At 60.0% G+C, this 18,987-nt stretch carries 16 protein-coding genes and 1 pseudogene; 11 read left to right on the top strand and 6 right to left on the bottom strand.

Annotation, left to right across the window (positions count from 1 at the left end; genetic code table 11):
* Positions 1-204 precede the first annotated feature (204 nt).
* On the top strand, positions 205-765 hold the full coding sequence (gene efp / locus ACMO6A_RS11790) for an elongation factor P (protein WP_009306665.1): 561 nt from the start codon (positions 205-207) through the stop codon (positions 763-765).
* 68 nt (positions 766-833) lie between these two features.
* On the opposite strand, the gene ACMO6A_RS11785 is transcribed toward efp, so the two are convergent.
* Positions 834-1,139 (bottom strand): helix-turn-helix domain-containing protein, encoded by a 306-nt coding sequence (locus tag ACMO6A_RS11785; RefSeq protein WP_009609432.1) that lies wholly within the window; start codon positions 1,137-1,139, stop codon positions 834-836.
* Between the two features lie 234 nt (positions 1,140-1,373).
* On the opposite strand from ACMO6A_RS11785, the gene accB reads away from it, so the two are divergent.
* The 7 genes from accB (at position 1,374) to ACMO6A_RS11750 (ending at position 8,986) form a co-directional block, all read left to right on the top strand.
* Entirely contained in the window at positions 1,374-3,263 is a 1,890-nt protein-coding gene (accB, locus tag ACMO6A_RS11780) for an acetyl-CoA carboxylase biotin carboxyl carrier protein (RefSeq protein ID WP_009306663.1), read from the top strand.
* Positions 3,263-4,615, top strand: a complete 1,353-nt coding sequence (gene accC / locus ACMO6A_RS11775; protein ID WP_009306662.1) for an acetyl-CoA carboxylase biotin carboxylase subunit — start codon at positions 3,263-3,265, stop codon at positions 4,613-4,615. Before accB ends, accC begins: the two co-directional genes overlap by 1 nt.
* Positions 4,612-4,959 (top strand): Asp23/Gls24 family envelope stress response protein, encoded by a 348-nt coding sequence (locus ACMO6A_RS11770; RefSeq protein WP_009306661.1) that lies wholly within the window; start codon positions 4,612-4,614, stop codon positions 4,957-4,959. Before accC ends, ACMO6A_RS11770 begins: the two co-directional genes overlap by 4 nt.
* Positions 4,960-4,984: 25 nt before the next feature.
* Positions 4,985-5,587 carry a transcription antitermination factor NusB gene (nusB, locus tag ACMO6A_RS11765; RefSeq protein ID WP_009306660.1) on the top strand — a complete coding sequence of 201 codons (603 nt, stop codon included), beginning with the start codon at positions 4,985-4,987 and terminating at the stop codon, positions 5,585-5,587.
* Positions 5,577-5,837 carry an exodeoxyribonuclease VII small subunit gene (locus ACMO6A_RS11760; protein ID WP_009306659.1) on the top strand — a complete coding sequence of 87 codons (261 nt, stop codon included), beginning with the start codon at positions 5,577-5,579 and terminating at the stop codon, positions 5,835-5,837. The genes nusB and ACMO6A_RS11760 overlap by 11 nt, the downstream gene beginning before the upstream one ends.
* A gap of 19 nt (positions 5,838-5,856) precedes the next feature.
* A complete protein-coding gene (gene dxs, locus ACMO6A_RS11755) occupies positions 5,857-7,734 on the top strand; it encodes a 1-deoxy-D-xylulose-5-phosphate synthase (RefSeq protein ID WP_009306658.1) in 1,878 nt (625 codons plus the stop codon).
* Positions 7,735-7,933: 199 nt separating this feature from the next.
* Positions 7,934-8,986 carry an inorganic phosphate transporter gene (locus tag ACMO6A_RS11750; RefSeq protein WP_418471312.1) on the top strand — a complete coding sequence of 351 codons (1,053 nt, stop codon included), beginning with the start codon at positions 7,934-7,936 and terminating at the stop codon, positions 8,984-8,986.
* A gap of 7 nt (positions 8,987-8,993) precedes the next feature.
* On the opposite strand, the gene ACMO6A_RS11745 is transcribed toward ACMO6A_RS11750, so the two are convergent.
* From ACMO6A_RS11745 to ACMO6A_RS11735, 3 genes are all read right to left on the bottom strand, one after another.
* Positions 8,994-10,199, bottom strand: coding sequence for an SPFH domain-containing protein (locus ACMO6A_RS11745; RefSeq protein WP_015761243.1), 1,206 nt, complete (start codon positions 10,197-10,199; stop codon positions 8,994-8,996).
* Positions 10,200-10,244: 45 nt separating this feature from the next.
* Complete coding sequence (locus tag ACMO6A_RS11740; RefSeq protein WP_021410301.1) at positions 10,245-11,108, bottom strand: leucine-rich repeat domain-containing protein; 864 nt, start codon at positions 11,106-11,108, stop codon at positions 10,245-10,247.
* Positions 11,109-11,626: 518 nt separating this feature from the next.
* The gene (locus ACMO6A_RS11735) at positions 11,627-13,294 is read right to left on the bottom strand and encodes an FAD-dependent oxidoreductase (RefSeq protein ID WP_015761241.1); all 1,668 of its coding nucleotides are present in this window, start codon (positions 13,292-13,294) and stop codon (positions 11,627-11,629) included.
* 327 nt (positions 13,295-13,621) lie between these two features.
* On the opposite strand from ACMO6A_RS11735, the gene ACMO6A_RS11730 reads away from it, so the two are divergent.
* Positions 13,622-15,124 carry a helix-turn-helix transcriptional regulator gene (locus tag ACMO6A_RS11730; RefSeq protein WP_418471311.1) on the top strand — a complete coding sequence of 501 codons (1,503 nt, stop codon included), beginning with the start codon at positions 13,622-13,624 and terminating at the stop codon, positions 15,122-15,124.
* A 150-nt stretch (positions 15,125-15,274) separates the two neighbouring features.
* Here the strand turns inward: ACMO6A_RS11730 and ACMO6A_RS11725 are convergent, their stop codons facing one another.
* Both ACMO6A_RS11725 and ACMO6A_RS11720 read right to left on the bottom strand, forming a co-directional pair.
* Positions 15,275-15,448 carry a YegP family protein gene (locus ACMO6A_RS11725; protein ID WP_015761239.1) on the bottom strand — a complete coding sequence of 58 codons (174 nt, stop codon included), beginning with the start codon at positions 15,446-15,448 and terminating at the stop codon, positions 15,275-15,277.
* Between the two features lie 62 nt (positions 15,449-15,510).
* On the bottom strand, positions 15,511-16,854 hold the full coding sequence (locus ACMO6A_RS11720; protein ID WP_041691664.1) for a hypothetical protein: 1,344 nt from the start codon (positions 16,852-16,854) through the stop codon (positions 15,511-15,513).
* Positions 16,855-17,082: 228 nt separating this feature from the next.
* Between ACMO6A_RS11720 and ACMO6A_RS11715 the strand changes: the two genes are divergently transcribed.
* Positions 17,083-18,765, top strand: a complete 1,683-nt coding sequence (locus tag ACMO6A_RS11715) for an FAD-dependent oxidoreductase (RefSeq protein WP_021410232.1) — start codon at positions 17,083-17,085, stop codon at positions 18,763-18,765.
* A 9-nt stretch (positions 18,766-18,774) separates the two neighbouring features.
* Positions 18,775-18,987 (top strand): annotated as a pseudogene (locus ACMO6A_RS11710) (salivary glue protein Sgs-3); the annotation flags it as partial.

Below are 18,987 nucleotides of genomic sequence, written 5' to 3'. Positions count from 1 at the left end.
ATTGTCATGGGTGCCGTTTTGCGCCCAGCACCTCGGCACGCGTTACGGTTTCGCGTCCGTCCCGTCGGTTCGCCCTGATTTTTTTCTGATACGGTTGATGTGCGCACGCAAGGTTTGCCCGACACGTTATAATGTACCGGTTTGAACGCTGATCGGGCCCCGCGGCGCGCAGCGGATCGCCCGTGAACGAAAGGATTACCGAGTATGGCTATCTCTACCGCCGATTTCAAGAACGGCATGTGCATCGAGTTTAACGGCAAGCTGTGCACCATCGTCGAGTTCCAGCATGTGAAGCCCGGCAAGGGCAGCGCCTTCGTCCGCACGAAGCTGCGCGACATCAAGACCGGCCGCATCATCGACAACACGTTCAACGCCGGCGTCAAGGTGGAATCCGTGCGTCTCGAGACGAAGAAGCTGCAGTACCTCTACAACGACGGTGCCGATTTCAACTTCATGGACAACGACACGTTCGAGCAGATGGCCATCTCGACCGAAACCGTCGGCGATGCCGCGAAGTGGCTCAAGGAGAACGACGAGGCGTCGCTGCTGTACGCTGGCGACGAGCTGATCAGCATCGAGCCCCAGATGTTCGTCGAGCTCGAGGTCACGCACACCGAGCCCGGCTTCAAGGGCGACACGGCCACTAACACGACGAAGCCCGCCACGCTGGAGACCGGCGTCGAAGTGCAGGTTCCCACGTTCGTCGAGATCGGCGACGTCCTGCAGATCGACACCCGCGACGGCCGTTTCATCAAGCGCGTGTAGCAAGCGCGAAACCCCGACTCGGCTCAATGGAAACGAGGGCGCCCGACGGGCGCCCTCGTTTTGTTCGTCTACATACGCGCGTGGTTGTCGGGCAGGGGGAGGGGATAGTCCTCCAGCTTGTAAGCGGCGAGATCGAGCAGCTCGCCGGGGTTCACGTCGAGGGCGCGGGCCAGCTTCACGATGTCGGAGAGGCGCACGTCCACGAGGCCGCCTTCGAGGTTGCTGATGCGAGGATGCTTCGTGCCCACCATCTCGGCCAAGGTGGTTTGGGAGAGTCCTTCGGAGGTGCGCACTTCGAGAAGCCGGCTGCCCAAGTCGGCAGACAGGCGCTGGACAAGGGGATCCTTGCGCGCCATCTTCTCGTTTTTGCTCATCTCGCTCATACAGAAAGCGTAACGGCGCGCAAAACCCAAGCCGTCATCCAGCGATTACAATGCAGCGTCTTTTTGATGAGCGTGCTGCATACGTATGGCCGCCTCGGCCTCCCGCCGCTCGAAATCTGTTGCTTGTCGGTGAATTTCCCCGGTCATGGCTATCGCGGCAAGGGGTTACTCTATAATTCTTGTTTCGATCTTTGACTAACTGCAAACCGAAGGGGGTGTGAGTTCATGCCAAGGCTTCAGATCATGGATACCACCATCCGTGACGGCCAGCAAAGCCTCTGGGCCACGCGTATGCAGATCGGCGACATGCTGCCGATCCTGCCTAAAATGGACCGTGTCGGGTACTGGGCCATCGAGGCGTGGGGCGGTGCGACGTTCGACACGTGCATGCGTTTCCTCGACGAGAACCCGTGGGAGCGGCTGCGATCCATCAAGGCGCAGACGCCGAACACGCCGCTTGCCATGCTGTCTCGCGGCCAGAACCTCGTGGGGTACAAGCATTATTCGCGTGACATCTGCAATCACTTCATCAAGGCCGCGAAGCGCAATGGCGTGCATGTCTTCCGCGTGTTCGACGCGCTCAACGACATCCGCAACGTCGTCGACAACGCCGAAGCCATCAAGGAATGCGGCGGTCACTTCGAAGGCGCCATCTCCTACACGATGTCGCCCGTGCACACGCTGGACAGCTTCCTCGACTACGGTCAGAAGCTCAAGGACCTCGGTGCCGACTCCATCTGCATCAAGGACATGGCGGGCATGCTCACGCCCTACCGCACCGAGCGCATGGTGAAGGCGTTCAACGCCGAAATCGGTTTGCCGTTGCACATCCACTGCCATTACGTCGGCGGCATGGCGCCCGCCAACATCCTCAAAGCCGCCGAAGCCGGAGCCGCCATCGCCGACACGGCTCATGCGCCGCTGGCGTTCGGCAACTCGCATCCGGCCGTCGAGATGATCGTGGCTGCGCTCCAGGAGAGCCGCTACGACACCGGCCTCGACCTCGACCTCCTGTTCGAGATCGCCGAATACTGGGAAGACATGCGCAAGCGCGGACACTACAAGCGCGGCGTCTCGTCGCTCACGCACATGCAGGTGTACTCGCACCAGGTGCCGGGCGGCATGATGTCGAACCTCGTGTCGCAGCTTGAGATCCAGAACGCCGCCGATCGCCTGCCCGAGGTGATGCGCGAGATTCCGAAGGTGCGTGCCGAGGTGGGCTATCCGCCGCTCGTCACGCCGTTGTCGCAGATCGTGGGCACGCAGGCTGTGTTCAACGTGCTCACCGGCAAGCGCTGGAGCGTCGTGTCCAAGGAGATGAAGGACTACATCTGCGGCTACTACGGCAAGGCTCCGGGCCGCATGGACAAGGACATCGTGGCGAAGGTCGTGGGCAACTCCGAAATGCTGCCGCCCGACGTGGCGCCCGGTTCGCTGGTCACCACCACCTACGCTCAGGTTGAAGAAGAGATCGGCGACCTCGCGAAGAGCGAGGAGGACGTGCTCATGTACGCCCTGTTCCCGAACGAGGCGCGCACGTTCCTGAGCAAGCACCGCACATCGGAGAAGGTCGATTTCCTCATGGAGCAGGAGTCGAGCCACACCAAGGAGGACGATTACGTGGACATCAATCAGATTCGCGAGCTGGTTCGCGTCGCCGAGGAAAGCGGCGTCGGCGAGATCGTAGTTGAGGAAGAGGGCACCCGCATCGCCGTACGCATGCCGGGAACGATGTCGGCCGAGGCCGCTGCCGTGGCCGCTGCGGCCGCGCCGGTTGCCGCCGTGGCTCCGGCTCCCGCCGCCGCTCCGGCAGCCGCTGCCGACGACGTGGAGCGTCCGAGCGATTGGTACGCCGTCACGGCTCCCATGGTGGGCACGTTCTATACCTCCCCGGCACCCGGCGAACCGCCGTTCGTGCAGGTGGGGGACGAGGTTGCCGCCAACCAGACGCTGTGCATCGTCGAGGCCATGAAGCTCATGAACGAGATCGCCGCCGAGGAGATGGGCACCGTCCGCGAGGTGTGCCTCGAGGACGCCACGCCCGTCGAGTTCGGCACGGTGCTGTTCTACATCGAGCCCCACGGTGCCCCGGCTCCGGCTCCGGAGACGGCATAATGTTTAACAAGATTCTCATCGCGAACCGCGGCGAGGTGGCGCTGCGCATCATGCGCGCCTGCAAGGAGCTGGGCGTGAAGACGGTCGCGGTCTACTCGACCGAGGACGCCGACACCTATCCCGTGCAGTACGCCGACGAGGCCGTGTGCATCGGCCCCGCTCAGGCGAACAAGAGCTACCTCATCATGGCCAACATCATCGCCGCGGCGAAAACCACCGGCGCGGAAGCCGTGCATCCCGGCTACGGCTTCCTCGCCGAGAACGCCGACTTCGCCCGCGCCTGCGCCGATAACGATCTCGTGTTCATCGGCCCGGCTCCCGAGTGCATCGAGCGCATGGGCGACAAGAGCTCCGCGCGCGAGACGATGAAAGCGTGCGGCGTTCCCACCGTTCCCGGTTCCGACGGCTGTATCGAGACGGCGGCCGAGGCTAAGGCGTTCGCCGACAGCGTGGGCTATCCGGTGCTCATCAAGGCCACGGCGGGCGGCGGCGGCAAGGGTATGCGCGAAGTGCACGACCCGGCCGATCTCGAGGCTCAGTACCAGGCCGCGCGCACCGAGGCCGGGGCAGCGTTCGGCAACGACGGCGTGTACCTGGAGAAGCTCGTGCTGCGTCCGCGCCACGTGGAGATCCAGGTGCTGGCCGACGACTTCGGAAACAACGTCGCCCTGTGCGAGCGCGACTGCTCCGTGCAGCGTCGTCATCAGAAGCTCATCGAGGAAGCGCCCTCGCCGGCCCTGACCGAGGATCTGCGCCGCGCCATGGGCGTGGCGGCCATCAAGGCCGTGCGCGCCGTGAACTATAAGAACGCTGGAACCATCGAGTTCTTGCTCGACGAGCGCGGGTCGTTCTACTTCATGGAGATGAACACGCGCGTGCAGGTGGAGCACCCGGTGACCGAGCAGATCACCGGCACCGACATCATCAAAGAGCAGCTGCGCATCGCTTCTGGCGAGCCCATGAGCTGCGCTTCCCGTGCGCCGTTCTCGCCTGCGGGCCATGCTATCGAGTTCCGCATCAACGCGGAAGATCCGCAGCACGGCTTCCGCCCGTGCCCTGGCACCATCACGAAATTCGAAGCCCCGGCCGGCCCCGGCGTGCGCGTGGAAAGCTACGTGCGCACGGGTTCGCGCATCTCGCCGTACTACGATTCGCTGGTGGCGAAACTCGTGGTATACGGCCAGGATCGCGAGGAAGCGCTTGCGCGCGGTCGCCGCGCCCTCGACGAGTTCGTGATCGAGGGCATCGAAACCACGATCGCCTTCCATCGCCGTGTGCTCGATAACGCGATGTTCTGCTCGGGCGATGTGACCACCGACTTCATCGAAACCCAGATGGGAGACGTACTATGACAGAGCTTAACGTCGACGGCATGGCGCTTGCGCCGGGCGTCGTCGAAACCATCGTGTCCATCGCGGCCAACGAAGTGGAGGGCGTGGCCTGCATCGGCCCGTCCACCACGAGCGGCCTGCGCTCCGTGTTCGGCAGCAAGCCCTCCACTCAGGGCATCGACATCACGGTGGACGAGGAGGACAAGCTGCACATCTCCATTCGCGTGGACGTGTACTACGGCTATGTGCTGCCCGACCTCGCCGCCAACATCCGTCAGGCTATCTCCGACGCGGTGACCAGCCAGGTTGGCATTCCGGTAGGCTCTGTGGACGTGTACATCGACGGCATGCAGTTCGCCCGCTAAGCGTCCGGAGGCTTTAAGAATCTATATGGCTGCTAAACGACATGAACGAACCAGCGCGCGCCGTGCCGCGCTCCAAGTGCTGTACACCAGCGAGATAACCGACGAGTCGCCCGCGGCAATCGCCGAGGGCGACCGTCGCCTGGAAGAAGACGGTCCGCTGCCCGAATACGCGTTGATGCTGGTGCGAGGCGTGGAGTCGCATCGCATCGCTATCGACAACCACCTTGCCGCCACGTCCGAGAACTGGTCGTTGGCCCGCATGCCCATCGTCGACCGCTCGATTCTGCGGTTGGCCACGTTCGAGATGATGTACATCGACGACGTGCCCACCTCGGTCACCATCAACGAGGCGGTTGAGCTGGCGAAGGACTTCGGTGGGGAAGACGAATCCCATCGCTTCGTCAACGGCATTCTGGGTCGTATCGCCAAGATGCTGGAGGGGGAGGAGGGCCAGGAGGCCGATGCCCCTTCTTCTTGCGACGCGGATGCCGCTGGCAACGAAGAGCCTCTGGCGATGCGGGAGAACGAAATCGCGGAACCCGAAAGCGAGCCCCTCGCGGCTCAGAAGTGCGGGTCGCCGGAGCAGGAGGGCGAGTCGCCGGAAGGAGCCTCCTCCTATGGCGCTTGAGTCGTATGATAGCTTCGAGGCGGTAAAGTCCCGCCTCGAAGAAATCGTCGACGCGGTGAGCAGCGACGAGCTGGAGCTTGACGCTGCGCTCGCCTTGTACGAGGAAGCGGTAGGACTCGGGCTTCGCGCCAGCGATTTGCTCGAGGAGAACATCGAAGCGCAGCAGGGCGTCGAGGAAGCGGGCGAGCGGTCTGCCGAGTCGTCCGACGAGGCGTCTGCGCAGGAGACGGGTGCGCCGGTTTCGGCGTAGCCCCTGTTGAAGGATGCATATGGATAATCGTATTCTCGATATGGTGTCGTCCCCTGCCGATCTGAAACTGCTCACGAACGAAGAGCTGTCCATTCTGGCGCAGGAGGTGCGCGAGGAGATCGTGACGACGGCTTCTCAAACCGGCGGTCACGTTGCGTCATCGTTGGGCGCAGTGGAGATCATCCTGGCCTTGCACAGCATGCTCGATTGCCCGCACGACAAGATCGTGTTCGACGTTGGGCACCAGGCTTATGCGCATAAGCTGATCACCGGCCGCCTCGATGATTTCGGCACGTTGCGCACCTACGGCGGCCTGTCCGGGTTTCCGAAGCCCGACGAGAGCCCCTACGACGTGCATCCGTCGGGTCATGCGTCCGACTCGCTGTCGGTGGCGCTCGGTCTGGCGCAGGCGCGCGAACTCTCGGGCGGCGACGAGAAGATCGTGGCCGTCATCGGCGACGCGGCCCTGTCGGGCGGTATGGCGTTCGAAGCGCTCAACCACATCGGCCAGGCGCAGACGCCCATGGTGATCATCCTCAACGATAACGAGATGTCCATCTCGCGCAACGTGGGCGCGCTCATGAAGCACCTCGGTTACATGCGAGCCACGCCTCAGTATCGTCAAACCCGCGACTCCGTGCAGGAGGCGCTCGAGAGCAGCGGGGCTTTCGGCAGCGCGCTTGCGAACTTCGGACGCAACGTGAAGGAGTCGATGAAGCAGTTCGTCATCCCGCGCTCGATGATTTTCGAACAGCTGGGCATCCTGTGCACGGCGCCCATAGACGGTCATGATATCGGCCTGCTCAAAGAGACGTTGGCGTCCGTGATGAACACCGACGTTCCCGTGCTCGTGCACGTGGTCACGCGCAAGGGCGCGGGATACGCGCCGGCGGTCCAGAACCCTGAGAAGTTCCACGGTATCGCGCCGTTCGATATCGCGACGGGGGATGTGAAGAAGAAAGCGGCATCGGCGCCGTCGTACACGAGCGTGTTCGGCAAGGCGCTGGCCGCCGAAGCGCGACGCGACGAGCGTATCGTGGCCATCACGGCCGCCATGAAGGGCGGTACCGGCTTGGACGCGTTCGCCGAAGAGTTCCCCGATCGGTTCGTGGATGCCGGCATCGCCGAGGAGCACGCGGTGGGCCTGGCCAGCGGCTTGGCGACGGGCGGCAAGAAGCCGGTTGTGGCCATCTACTCAACGTTCTTGCAGCGAGCCATCGATCAGGTCATCATCAACAACGCGCTGCCGGATCTCGACGTTGTGTTCGCCATAGACCGCGCCGGTATCGTGGGCGAGGACGGCCCGACGCACCATGGCATGTTCGACCTCGCCTACATGCGCATGATCCCGCATATGAGGATGCTGGCTCCTTCCAACGAGGCCGAGCTCGTGCATGCGCTGCATACCGCGCTCGCGCTGGGCGGGCCTTTCGCCATCCGCTACCCGCGCGGAGCGGCCGAGGGCGTAGCCTTGCCCGACGAGCCGCAGGTTTTGGAAGAGGGGAAGGCGCGCGTGGTTCGCGAAGGCGACGACGTGGCCATCCTTGCGTTCGGGCGTATGGTGCCGCGCGCCGAAGCGGCGGCCGAGCTGCTGTCCGAGAACGGCATCGAGGCGCGCGTGGTGGACATGCGCTGGGTCAAGCCGCTCGATGCGGAAGAAATAGCCCGTGCGGCGCAAACGAAGCTCGTCGTGACGGTGGAGGGCGGCATCATCTCCGGTGGCGTAGGCGAGGCCGTGCTGGGCGAGCTGGCGCGCCAAGGCCTCGCGGTCCCCGCGCTGACGTTGGGCATCCCCGACACGTTCGTGCCCCAGGGTTCCACGAACCAGCTGTTGCACGACCTGGGCTTGGACGCCGAAGGCATCGCCGCTTCCGTGCAGGAGCGTCTCGCGCGGTAAAAACGATCGTTCTTGGCATGAAGGCGCCGGCTGCAATTGTGCAGCCGGCGCCTTTTCTTTACATTCGGCGCATCCTTCGCGCGCGTGTGACAAGCGATTTTACCTAAACTTGATCTTTCCGTTGCCTGATCCTGACATTGCATCCCTATCATTGCTCCGAGTGCTTTGTCTTCAACGTTCGGGTTCGGAGGAAACCGGCATGAGCTATGATCTGGGAGCGTTCGCCGCGGCGCTCATGGGCGACCCGGTGCTCGCCCTCATCGTCGTCCTGACGCTGGGCGCCACCGTGGTGAACGGGGCTACCGACGCCCCCAACGCCATCGCCACCGTGGTGGGCACGAAGGCTATGAGACCCGGTCCCGCCATTGCGATGGCGGCGGTATGCAACTTCGTGGGGTTGGCCGCCATCACGATGGTGTCGTCGGCTGTGGCGCTCACCATCTTCAAGATGGTCGACTTCGGCGGCGACAACCAAGCCGCCCTCATCGCGCTCGCGGCGGCCATGGTGGCCATCATCGTCTGGGGTGTGACTGCGTGGTACTTCGGCATCCCCACCTCTCAAAGCCACTCGCTCATCGCCGGCATCACCGGCGCGGCCATCGCCCTGCAGGGCGGCCTGACGGGCGTGAACGGCGACGAGTGGGTGAAGGTCGTCTACGGCCTGGTCATCTCCACATTCCTGGGCTTCGGAACTGGCTGGCTGTTCACCAGGCTCATCAAGAAGCTGTGCTGCCGCGCTTCGCGCGCGAAGGCGAACTCGTTCTTCAAATGGGCGCAAATCATCTCGGGCGCGGGCGTGGCCGTGCTCCATGGGGCGCAGGACGGCCAGAAGTTCATGTCGTTGTGCATGCTGGGTATCATGATCGGTATGAGCGGCGCGGTGGACTCGAACGTGGAGTTCCCGTTCTGGCTGATCATCCTCGTGTCGGCGACGATGGCGCTGGGCACGGCCGTGGGCGGCAAGAAGATCATCAAGTCCGTGGGCATGAACATGGTGAAGATGGAGCAATACCAGGGCTTCGCGGCGTGCCTGTCGGCCTGCTTCTGCATCGGCCTGGCCACGTTCACCGGCATGCCCGTATCCACCACCCACACGAAGACCACCGCCATCATGGGTGTGGGTGCCGAGAAGAGCATCCGCACGGTGAAGTGGGGGCTGGCCGGCAGGATGGTGCTCACCTGGATCCTCACGTTCCCCGGCTGCGGCCTCCTGGCCTTCGCCTTCACGCACTTGTTCCTGATGCTGTTCTAGGAATGCATCAGGGCTGCGTTCTGGCTTTGCCGCACTGCGAGCAGTAGTTCCCTGCGCTGCTCGTACCGCATGAAGGGCAAGTCCATGCGGAATCACTGCAGCGCTCTTTGCCACAGTTTTGGCAGAAGTTCCCCGAGTTCTTTACTCCGCAAGAGCAAGTCCAGTTCTGCTGATTGAAGGATCCGGAATGATGAAAGCTGGTCGCTGCGTCGGTGAACAAACGTCCCGCATCCGTTCCGCCTGTCATGTTCGCTAGCCCTAAACCGATAAAGCCGTTAGCTGCTCCGTTTGCGTTTCCTGCCGCGATGCGCATGGCGTCGGATTGGGCGGCTACCAGATTGGCGGCTGCCATATTCGGATCGCGCATCACCGCAGCGCTCTGAAGTCGCTTGATAACGAGTTCGTCCTCTTCCGAAGCTCGAATAGAATTCATTCCAAAGGACACGACGGACATTCCGCGAAGGCTTCGCCATGTGTCAGTGAGCTCTTCGTTTAGAAGCGCTGCAAGTTCGCGAGTATGCGCGGGAACGTTGCTGTATCGCACGCCAGCAGCCGAGATGCGGGAAAATGCAGGTTGCAGGGCGGTCAATAGCTCGCTTTTCAACTGAGAATCCAGTTGATCCTTTGTGTAGGTGGTTTCAACGTTCCCGCAAACGTTGCGGTAGAACAACAGGGGGTTATCTATCCTGTACGAATATTCGCCATTGCAGCGTACGGCTATGTCGATATCAAGGCCAATATTGGCATCGACGACGCGGAAGGGAACGGGGTTAGGGGTTCCGTATTTGTTTCCGACGATCTCCTTGATGTTGAAGTAGTAAACGCGCTGGTCTTTCCCGGGACTGCCGCCGAATCCTATACGACGTTGCATCTCTTTGAACGTGCTCTTGACGTTTGCGCCCAACGGGCCGTAGAAGACGCTCGGCTCGCTTGACGTTTCATATAGGTATTCGCCGGGTTCGGCGCAAAGGTCAACGACAGCTCCTGATTCGACTATGATCATGCACTGGCCATCGTTTATGGCAACAATTGAACCGTTCGAGATAACGTTTTCGTCTCCCTTGGCGTTTGAGGAACGATCAGGGTTCCCTGTCTTCTTCTGTCCTTTTGACGCCAATGTGGAGGCATCAAGCGACTCGCAGTAGAAGAAATCTCTCCACGAATCGGCAAGAACTCCCCGAGTAGAACCTCCCATTGCCTTGATGAGTCCCATAGGATTCGCACCCTTCTGTCGATCTTGCGACCATGTATTTTCTAATTAGTATTTCCTGCCGCAGTGACTGCACTTTTTGACAAGGACGCCTTTGATGTTACCTCCGCAGTGTTCGCAAATGCCGAGTGCTTTGCGTTCCTCCTTTCCTCGCGTGTCATACCAGGGGGTGTCGTAAAAGGGACGCCACTCTGGTTTCCCGTAGTCGCGGAATATGTTCTTCAAGACAGATGTCGGTGCGTTGACGGTGGTCAAAGAAGGGCAGTGCCGAAAAGCGCTCATTTCCAGCTTGGTATTTGATCCCAGGATGGTTACGTCCGATAGGTTTTTGCATTCCTGAAAAGCAAAATTTCCAATTTTTGTGACAGATGCAGGGATGATGACCTCTTCGAGTGAGGAACAATGGCTGAAGCAATTCGTTCCTATGCAGGAGACTCCTTCTTCAATGACGACTTCTGCAAGGGAGTCGCAGCCCGAAAAGCAGCCGTCATCAAGATCGTTGCCGCCTATCGTGCCGATTCCGCTCGGTATGGTTACGCGTTCGAGGCCTGAATAGCCGAAAGATCCTTTCAGGTTCTCGAGTCCGTCGGGAAGCGTGATAGATTTGAGCGACTCGCATCCGAAAAAGGAGTAGGAGATGTCCTGAAGCCTTTCGGGCAAGTTGACGGCTCTGAGCGAAGAACAGCTATCGAAGGCGCCGGATAGCACTTGGAGTTCTTCAGGTAAGGTAATCGTAGTAATGGACGTCTTCCGAAATGCTCCACTTATGTTCGTAACGTTATCCGGTATGACAACGTCGGTGCCGGCTCCGTGGTATTCCTTCAGAGCCCCCGCCTCGATGATGAAGTCGGCAGACTGGATCTTCACCACGCCGTCGATTTTCACCTTGTCGGCGATTTCGGTTTTAACCACAATCTGATTTCCGCAATACGAGCAGAACGCCCTGTCTTGATCAGGCGGGATTTGGATTTGGGCACCGCAACTAGGGCAAACCGCGCTTACGAGATTCATTTTGGCTCCTCCTGTCGAGCAATCTGTTGGACTGCAAGAGGAAGCCCCTGTTACCCAGAGCAAGTAAGGAAGGCACCCACCACAGTCACCACAACTGCTCCGCATCGACAATATGAGCGCAAGCCCAACAATCGAAAGGAGGGGGCAGATGCCCTCCTCGTTTGCTGTTGAAAGCTTGCGATGTATGAAATTGTCGATGCATCTTCTTGCGAAGAGCAGTTGTGGTGACTGCATTGTAGCAAAACATGACGGCTTTCACATCGTTGAAGGGCAAGATGTGAAAGCCGTCATGTTTTGGTCAGGTGTAATTGCGTGAACATGCAGCGGCCTCCGAATCCGGAGGCCGCTTTCGTGCTTAGCCCTCTTCCACCACGGCGGCATCCGGTGGCCGCAAGGGAGGGAGGATGGAAGAAGGGGCGCTACTTAGCCCAATAGCTCTTGGTGTCTTCGTATGTGGCGGGCTTGCTCGGTTCCATCTTGCCGGTAATGGCGTGGATGGCTGCATACCGGCCCATCGTCATGTAGGAACCGCAGCACAGGCCTCCCTGGGCAAGGTTCCATTCCAAACCGCCGCACAGGTTTCCGGCACCGGAGCCGACCGAGTACAGCCCCTTGATGACATTGCCCTGAGCGTCGAGGACCTGGCAGTTGCCGTTCACCATGACGCCGGAGTTGATGGCGCTGCAGCGGATCCATTGGCGTATGCCCCAGTAGGGCGGTGTGTCGATGGGATGCAGGTTCTCCTTCAGCACGCCGAACTCGTTGTCGACGCCCGATGCGCACGCCTCGTTCCATTTCTCGACGCTCTTCTTCAAGGCGTCGGCGGGGATGCCCAACTGCTCCGCCAATTCATCCAACGTATCGGCACGATGCGTGTCGACGAGTGAAGGATAGACGTTCTCCGGGCTCTCCTTGAAGCCGGGAATATAGTTCTCAAGCGATTCGATTGAGGTTTTCGATCCGTATTTCACCATATAATCGCTATCGAAAATGCGAAAGAAGCGCCCGGGATCCTCGACATCTTTCCGGGTGTTGAGCGTCAAGTCCCATGATTCCATCGGAATCTCTTCGTTCATAAAACGCTCGCCCTTTTCATCGAGCGCCATAAGAGGAATGCGGGTCATGAGCATAGGCGCGGCATCCATGTCGTGCATGGTCTTCGCATGGTTGACCGGCGACATGGCGCCGCCTGCGGTCATGCCGAGCAGGATGCCGTCGCCCGTGCGGTTCATCTGCTTGCGGCCGAAGCGGACGACGTCCGGGGAGTAGCGCTCGACCATGCTTTCGTTGTTCTGGTAGTCGCCCGCTGCCAGGATGACGGCTTTGGTTGCGCTGAACTTGATGTAGTCGTTCTCCGATTTGCCGATAACGCCGGTGATCGCGCCGCTTTCGTCTTTGACCAGTTGGACGGCCGGCGTGCTGTAAAAGAATTCCGCACCTTGCTTTTCCGCTGCTGCGGCAAGAAGGGCCATGATGTCAGTGTGGTTCTTGGGTTTCGGGCCATACGTCTTAATGACGGCCGTGCAGAAGTTACCCTCGTCGTAGGTGGTCTTCGTTGCGGAGATCGGGCTCGGGATATAGTCAACTTCTGCCGAGCGTTGAAGCATCCACATGTGCGTCTCGCCGGAGTGATCGACGAACAGCTTCAGCAAGTCGGGATTCATGCGATAGCCGCCGGCTTTCCTCCAAGCTTGCATATACTGCAAGATGCCGGCTTCGTTGCTTTCTTCCAGAATGATGCCCGACGAGCCGTTGCCGTTGGCCTGCACCGTGCCCTCGCGCTGCAGGCATGCGACCGTCGCTCCTTCTTCCAGTGCTGAATATACTGCAGGAACGCCAGCCGTGCCGGCGCCGACAACGACGATGTCGTAGGTTTTCTCTTCTGAGAACGCGGTGATAGGGTCAAGCGAGACCGAAGACTGCGCGAAATCCTCGGCGGTGGTGCCTGCGGGCAAACCTGCGTCAGTTGAAACCGCTCCCGAGGTTGATCCCTTTGGGCTTGCTGCGCATCCGAACATGGTGCCCAGTGCGGCAGTGCCGCCAATCAAAGCCCCACCTTTTAAGAAATCACGACGATTCAGATTCATACATCCCCTCTTTCTCCTGTCCGCTTTTGCGAACGTTGGCAGCGACAGGGCGATTATCGATTCGGTCGTGCGCGTGCTCCATCCTATAAACGATGGGATTCTTTAAAAATGTCCGAAGAGCTGACCATAAAATAGGGGATATTTACAGAAATGGCTTCTTTTTGCCCGTTTGATTGTCAGTTAGGCCCTTGGGAATGAGGCGGTTGGAATGTGTGGCAGGGTATACTAACGGACAGGGGATTGCTGGAATAGAATAGCGATGCGTGAGGAAAAGCGTCCAAATAAGGATTCGGCTATTCGGAAACTCGCTTAAAAGGAGCTCTGGGCATGGGGAACGTCAAAAAAATCGTGGCACCGATCGTAGGCATGACGTTCTTTTGGGCATATTTTCGCTATCAGGCAGTTTTTGGGACTTTGTATCCTCTCGGTAGCGAGGTTTCGGTTTTCGGATACGGTATCCAGCTTTACACCGTGTTTCTCATCGAAGCGCTTGTTTTGAGCGTGATCGCCCTCTTTTTCTTCAAGAAAAGCGGCGGATGCTATTCGTTGGGAAAAAGGGTCGTATTGGCTTCGTCGATCATCGGAACCATGGGCGCAGTTTTGAACATGTGCGTTCAAGCGGGAGTTTTCGATGCGGTCGTTTTCTGGCTTTCAATTTTGTTAACCGTTATCGGGTTTTTGGGAAATTATCTTGCTTGGGCGCAGTACTTCTCGAGTTCGTTTGGGGCAAAGCATCTAGTCTTGCTGGCGATATCGTATTTCATGAGCATCGTTCTCCTTACGGCCCTTTCTCTTTCGTTTGCTTCGATGAAGCCTCTTCTTACGACAATGACTCCGCTAATCGTCGGGTTGTCCTGGTGTCTGGCTCAACCTCAGGGTCGGATTCCAAAGCAGAAAAGAAGCAAGCCCTCGGGCTCGAAAAAATGGATTAACCAGACTACGACATTGTACATAGGCCTCTATATTGCTTTCTTGCTTGCGGGGAGCGTAGTGCGCGGCATTATCGACACCGGTTATTCTTCGGAAAGCGTCCCCTACCTTCGTTGGGTGATTTCAATCGGAGTATCGGGTTTGATCCTTGCGGCATGTGTTTGGTACTGGTTCAAAACCAAGCACGGTATCGACGGCAACGGGGAAGCTGCGGGTTCGAAGCCTCTGTCGATGGCGAAAAGAATGAGCATCGGTCGACTGACCCTTGTTTGCTGGATGGTTTTGGCGTTGCTTTTCTTTTCGGGCATGTTTGCGTCGCTCATATTTGGCTCGTATGTGGAGGGAGGCCATATCGTAGTCGTCGCCCGATCATCGCTCGACTTCTTTTTATGGGTGCTGCTCTGCGATATCGCCACGAAGGGAAGGATCCCTCCCGTACCACCGTTTCTTGTCTGCGGTATTTTGACCGAAGTGGCGTCGTGGCTCGTCAGCTACGTAATGGTGCCCGGGGTTCTGGGCTCTTCCCCGGATGAAGGGCTGCTGTCGTTGGAAACGCTCGTGTTGATGGTTTTGTTTTCCTTGATGGCTTTTGTTGTTGTAGCGTTCGGAGTGTTGGCGTTGCGAAAGCAGCCGAATTCGAGCGATAAAGCTCTCGATAGCGCGGCGAATTCCGCCGCAAGAGTTCCAAGCGAACGCGTGAGCGAGTACAAATTGACGCAGCGCGAAGTCGAAGTAATCCAGCTTTTTTCGCAAGGCTACAGCTTGACGAAAGTTGCCGATGAATTGTTCATTTCCAAAAGCACCGCCCAGACGCATGCAAAGAGCATTTACCGGAAACTGGATATCCATAGCAAGAACGAATTGATCGGCAAGATGAAAGAGTGGACGAACGCGCAATAGGAAAACGTCCTGCGCGACAGGCAAGATCGTCGAATCGTTTTGGCAATCCGTCGCATGTCGCGGATGGGAAGCGGCTGCTTATGAGGCGTCAGGCGGAAATGTCCCAAACGAGGACATCCCCGTTTGGGACGAAGGACGTTCTGCGTGCGCTTAGTCCTCTTCCACCACGGCGGCGTCCGGGGCGTTCTTCTTGACGCTTTCGATGCCCTTCTTGCAGGACTCCTTCGACTTGTACACCTGCGACGTGGCGATGACTTCGCCGTTGTCGGCTTTCAGCACGAAATGGCATCCTGCGTCGGTGGTCTTAATCACGAACTTGCCCATATGCCTGCACCTTTCTCTCGACTGGTGAACCGATCATACACCGCCCGACGAGCGCGCCTGCTTCAAGCTTGCGTGCTTGAAGCAGGAGTTGAGGCTGCAGAGCGGCTGGCAAGCACGCGGGAGATATCGGGGCGAAGCCAGAATACCTGTTTCTTGGCCGAGAACTCCGTAAGCAGGAAGTTGAGCGAGACGAGGCGTGTGAGATCAGCTCTCGCCGTTGAAGCGGCGATGTCGAATCGCTTCTCGTACATGCCCACGTCCACGACGAGCAAGGGGTTGTCTACGAGATCGGCAAGCAGTTGCTTTTGGCGCAGGGTGAGCCTCCTGTCCTCGAAGATGAGGTGCTTGCAGCGCTCGCCGATCTCCTCGGTGCGCGCCACGATGCGTTCGAGCCTGTTCAGCCCTCTGTCGAGAAAGTGGATCATCTGTTGGCTGTACGGGGTGCTGTCTACGCCGAAACTGCTGACGACGAGCGCTTCTCCGTAGCGCATGGGGGCGTCGGGAGGCCCGACGAGCCGTCGCTCCCAGTCGAGGCGCATCTTGGATAGCGGCACGAAGCGAAGGGCCGGGACGCCGATCGCATAGTACGATCGCCAGCGAATGAGCAACTCCATGAGTCCGTTGAAGCGCTCGAATGCCGGCGTTACCCAAATCGTGTCGGCGTTTATCAGCGCGCCGAATAAAGGATGGGGACCCCACAGGCATGGATTCTCGCATCCTGCGACGATCGATTCGAGCAGCTGATCGGAAGGTGGTGACGGCACGGAGGTCTTCGGTGCGGGGGAAGGGCGAGGCTCGACGCGAAGCCCCTTCGTGTCGAGCGCGAGGCGCTCGTGCATGTAGGCGATGAGCTCGACGTTGAACGGTTCGGACGCGAGCTCCTCGATTTCTTCGATGAGCTCTCTCGCGTTGGCGAAGAGCCGTTCTTCGGGCGTTTCCGGCGCTCGCTTGTCGCAAACGATCTCCCGCAGCTCTTCATGCTCGACGTCGACGCCGTCGCGATACCCTGCCGCTTCCAGCTCTTCAAGCGCAAGTTGCTGGATGGCGGGTCGCGTGCTGAGCCGCGCGAGCGACTGCGTTAGCTGGGCGGAGGGATTGCTCCTGCTCACGATATCGTTCAGTCCGGCGATCATCTCGGGCGTCGCCGTCCAGAAGCATTGCCGGCCGATTGGCTGCGACTTGTTCAGCTCCCGCACGGTAGGCCTTCCCGCCATGCGTCGGACGAAAGACACGAGCTCCCACATAAGCGCCGGGTCTGCATCCCCGGGCATAGGCTCTTTCATGAAATCCGCGCGGTAGAGGTAGTTGTGCTGATGTTCCTGGACGAATTCCATGAGCTCTGCATCATGCAGAAGCGCGAGCGCGCTCTCGAGCGCTGCAGCGTCGGCGAACCCCTTCATCGGCATCTCCGTCCCTTCGGTCTTCGTTGCGCTCGCAGTATACTACGCCGCGCTCCTCTCGGCCGCGCGTCTGCTGTCGAAAATCGTCACTTGCGGAAAACTAGTATTTTGACCTGCGAAAACAAATGGTCAATACCGTGTTTTACCTGACGTTGCGCTGTGATTAGACTGGGATTGCGAAGGGACTTTCCGAGTGTTCGGGAAGCGCACGATGGAATCGAGAAGGAGGGTGTCATGGAATACGGAAAGTGCCGCGGCATCGAACGGGGAATGGGAAGGCGAGACTTCCTCAAGGCGGCCACGCTGCTCGGCGCCACGGCGGCAGGAGCAGGCATGTTGGCCGGTTGCGCGCCGAAAAGCGCATCCGAAGCACAGGCTCAGACCGCGCCTGCGGCAACCGGGGGCCTCGACCCGGCCGACGTCGACTGGAAGTACGAGACTGATGTCGTCATCGTCGGCTCGGGCAGCGGCGGCACGTGCGCGGCCATCGAGGCGGCAGAGGCCGGCGCCGACGTCGTCGTGTTCGAGAAGGACAAGGCGATGTACGGCGGCAACTCGGCACTATGCGGTGGATACATGCTGGCAGCGGGTTGGTCCACTCAGGAAGAGATCACCGGCTACGCGGGCGATACGGGCGAAGCGTTCGCGAACCAGATGCTGCGCTGGTCGCAAGGTCTGGGAAACCAGGATATGATCCGCGAGGCGTGCTTGCGCTCCGGCGAGGCCGTCGATTGGATGATGGACACCGGTCGCACGTACGAGGGCGCAAGCCCGCTGCCCCCGGTCTGGTCATGCGGCGACACGGAGGCCGATGTCGTGCCGCGCTCGGTGTACAACCACAATGCCTACGGTGCGACGGAAGGCCATATGGCAACGCTGAAAAAGCGCGCCGAAAGCCTGTCGAACATCGAAATCGAGATGGGCTGCGAGGTGGCGCACATCCTGAAGAACGCCGAAGGCTCCGTTATCGGCGTGCAGCTGGCCGACGGCTCCTTCGCCAAGGCGCGAAAAGGCGTGGTCATGGCGTGCGCTTCGGTGGACAACAACCTTGAGATGTCTAAGGACCTGGGCCTCATGCAGAACGTCTGGGGCCTAACGCTCGAAGGCGCAGGGCTGCTCGCTCCGGGCAACCCCGATATGGACTCGAATACCGGTGACGGGGTGCGGATGCTGCGCGAGATCGGTGCTGAGCTTTGCATGCAGCAGGCCGTGTGCATGAACGATTCTATCTACGTAGGCGGCATCAGCGACTGGGGTATGAGCGAGATCCTGGGCAAGGACGTCAATATCCACGACTCGTCGAACATAGACGCCATCCTCGTGGACAAGACCGGCAGACGGTTTTGCCAGGACGATGCCGAGTGGGGCTATGTCGTGCACGAGTGCGCGCAAGCTGCATGGAAGCAGGGTTTCACCCCCGACGATCCGACTACGGGTTATATCTTCTATGTGTACGATGCGACCGGGGCGCCTTTTTTCGAGATGAAAGGGCATACGCCCGACACGTGCGATACTACGTTCTCGGCCGATTCGGTTGATGGCCTCGCCGAGTTTATCGGCTGCGATCCGACCGCCCTCGCCTCCGAAGTGGAGAGGTGGAACTCTTTCTGCGAGGCCGGTTTGGATGCCGACTTCGGCCGCAGGGCCAACATGGCCCCCATCGCGACGCCGCCGTTCTACTGCGATGTCGTGCGCCCCGGCCCTATGGGCACCTTCGCCGGCGCGAAGTCCAACGTGGAAGCCGAGATCATCGGCCTCGACGGCAACCCCATTCCACGGCTGTACGGCGCCGGGTGCATCATCGGGGGTAACGTCTCGGGTGCCTTCTACTTCGGCTGCGGCTGGTCCATCACGAACACCGTCGTCTGGGGCCGCGAGGCCGGGCGGAACGTGGCCGCCCTCGAGCCGTGGGAGTAGGGGAGCGCCATGGCTGAGGAACCTGTGGTGATCGGGGATCCCGCGCCCCGGACGAGGAAGTGGCCCATCGTCGTGGGCGTTGTCGTGGTTGTCTTGATTGCAGCCGGTGCCGGCTTCTGGGTTTGGCACGAGCAGCCGAGCTTCTGCGCCGCCATCTGCCACACGCCGATGGACGAGTACTTGGAAACGTACGAGCAGGAAGCAGGCACGGCGGGCGTCGAC

Origin of the sequence: Eggerthella sp. (assembly GCF_048329335.1) — a bacterium.
Classification (GTDB): domain Bacteria; phylum Actinomycetota; class Coriobacteriia; order Coriobacteriales; family Eggerthellaceae; genus Eggerthella; species Eggerthella lenta.
Note: the sequence above shows the minus strand (reverse complement) of the source record. Positions and strands in the feature narration are given on the sequence as shown.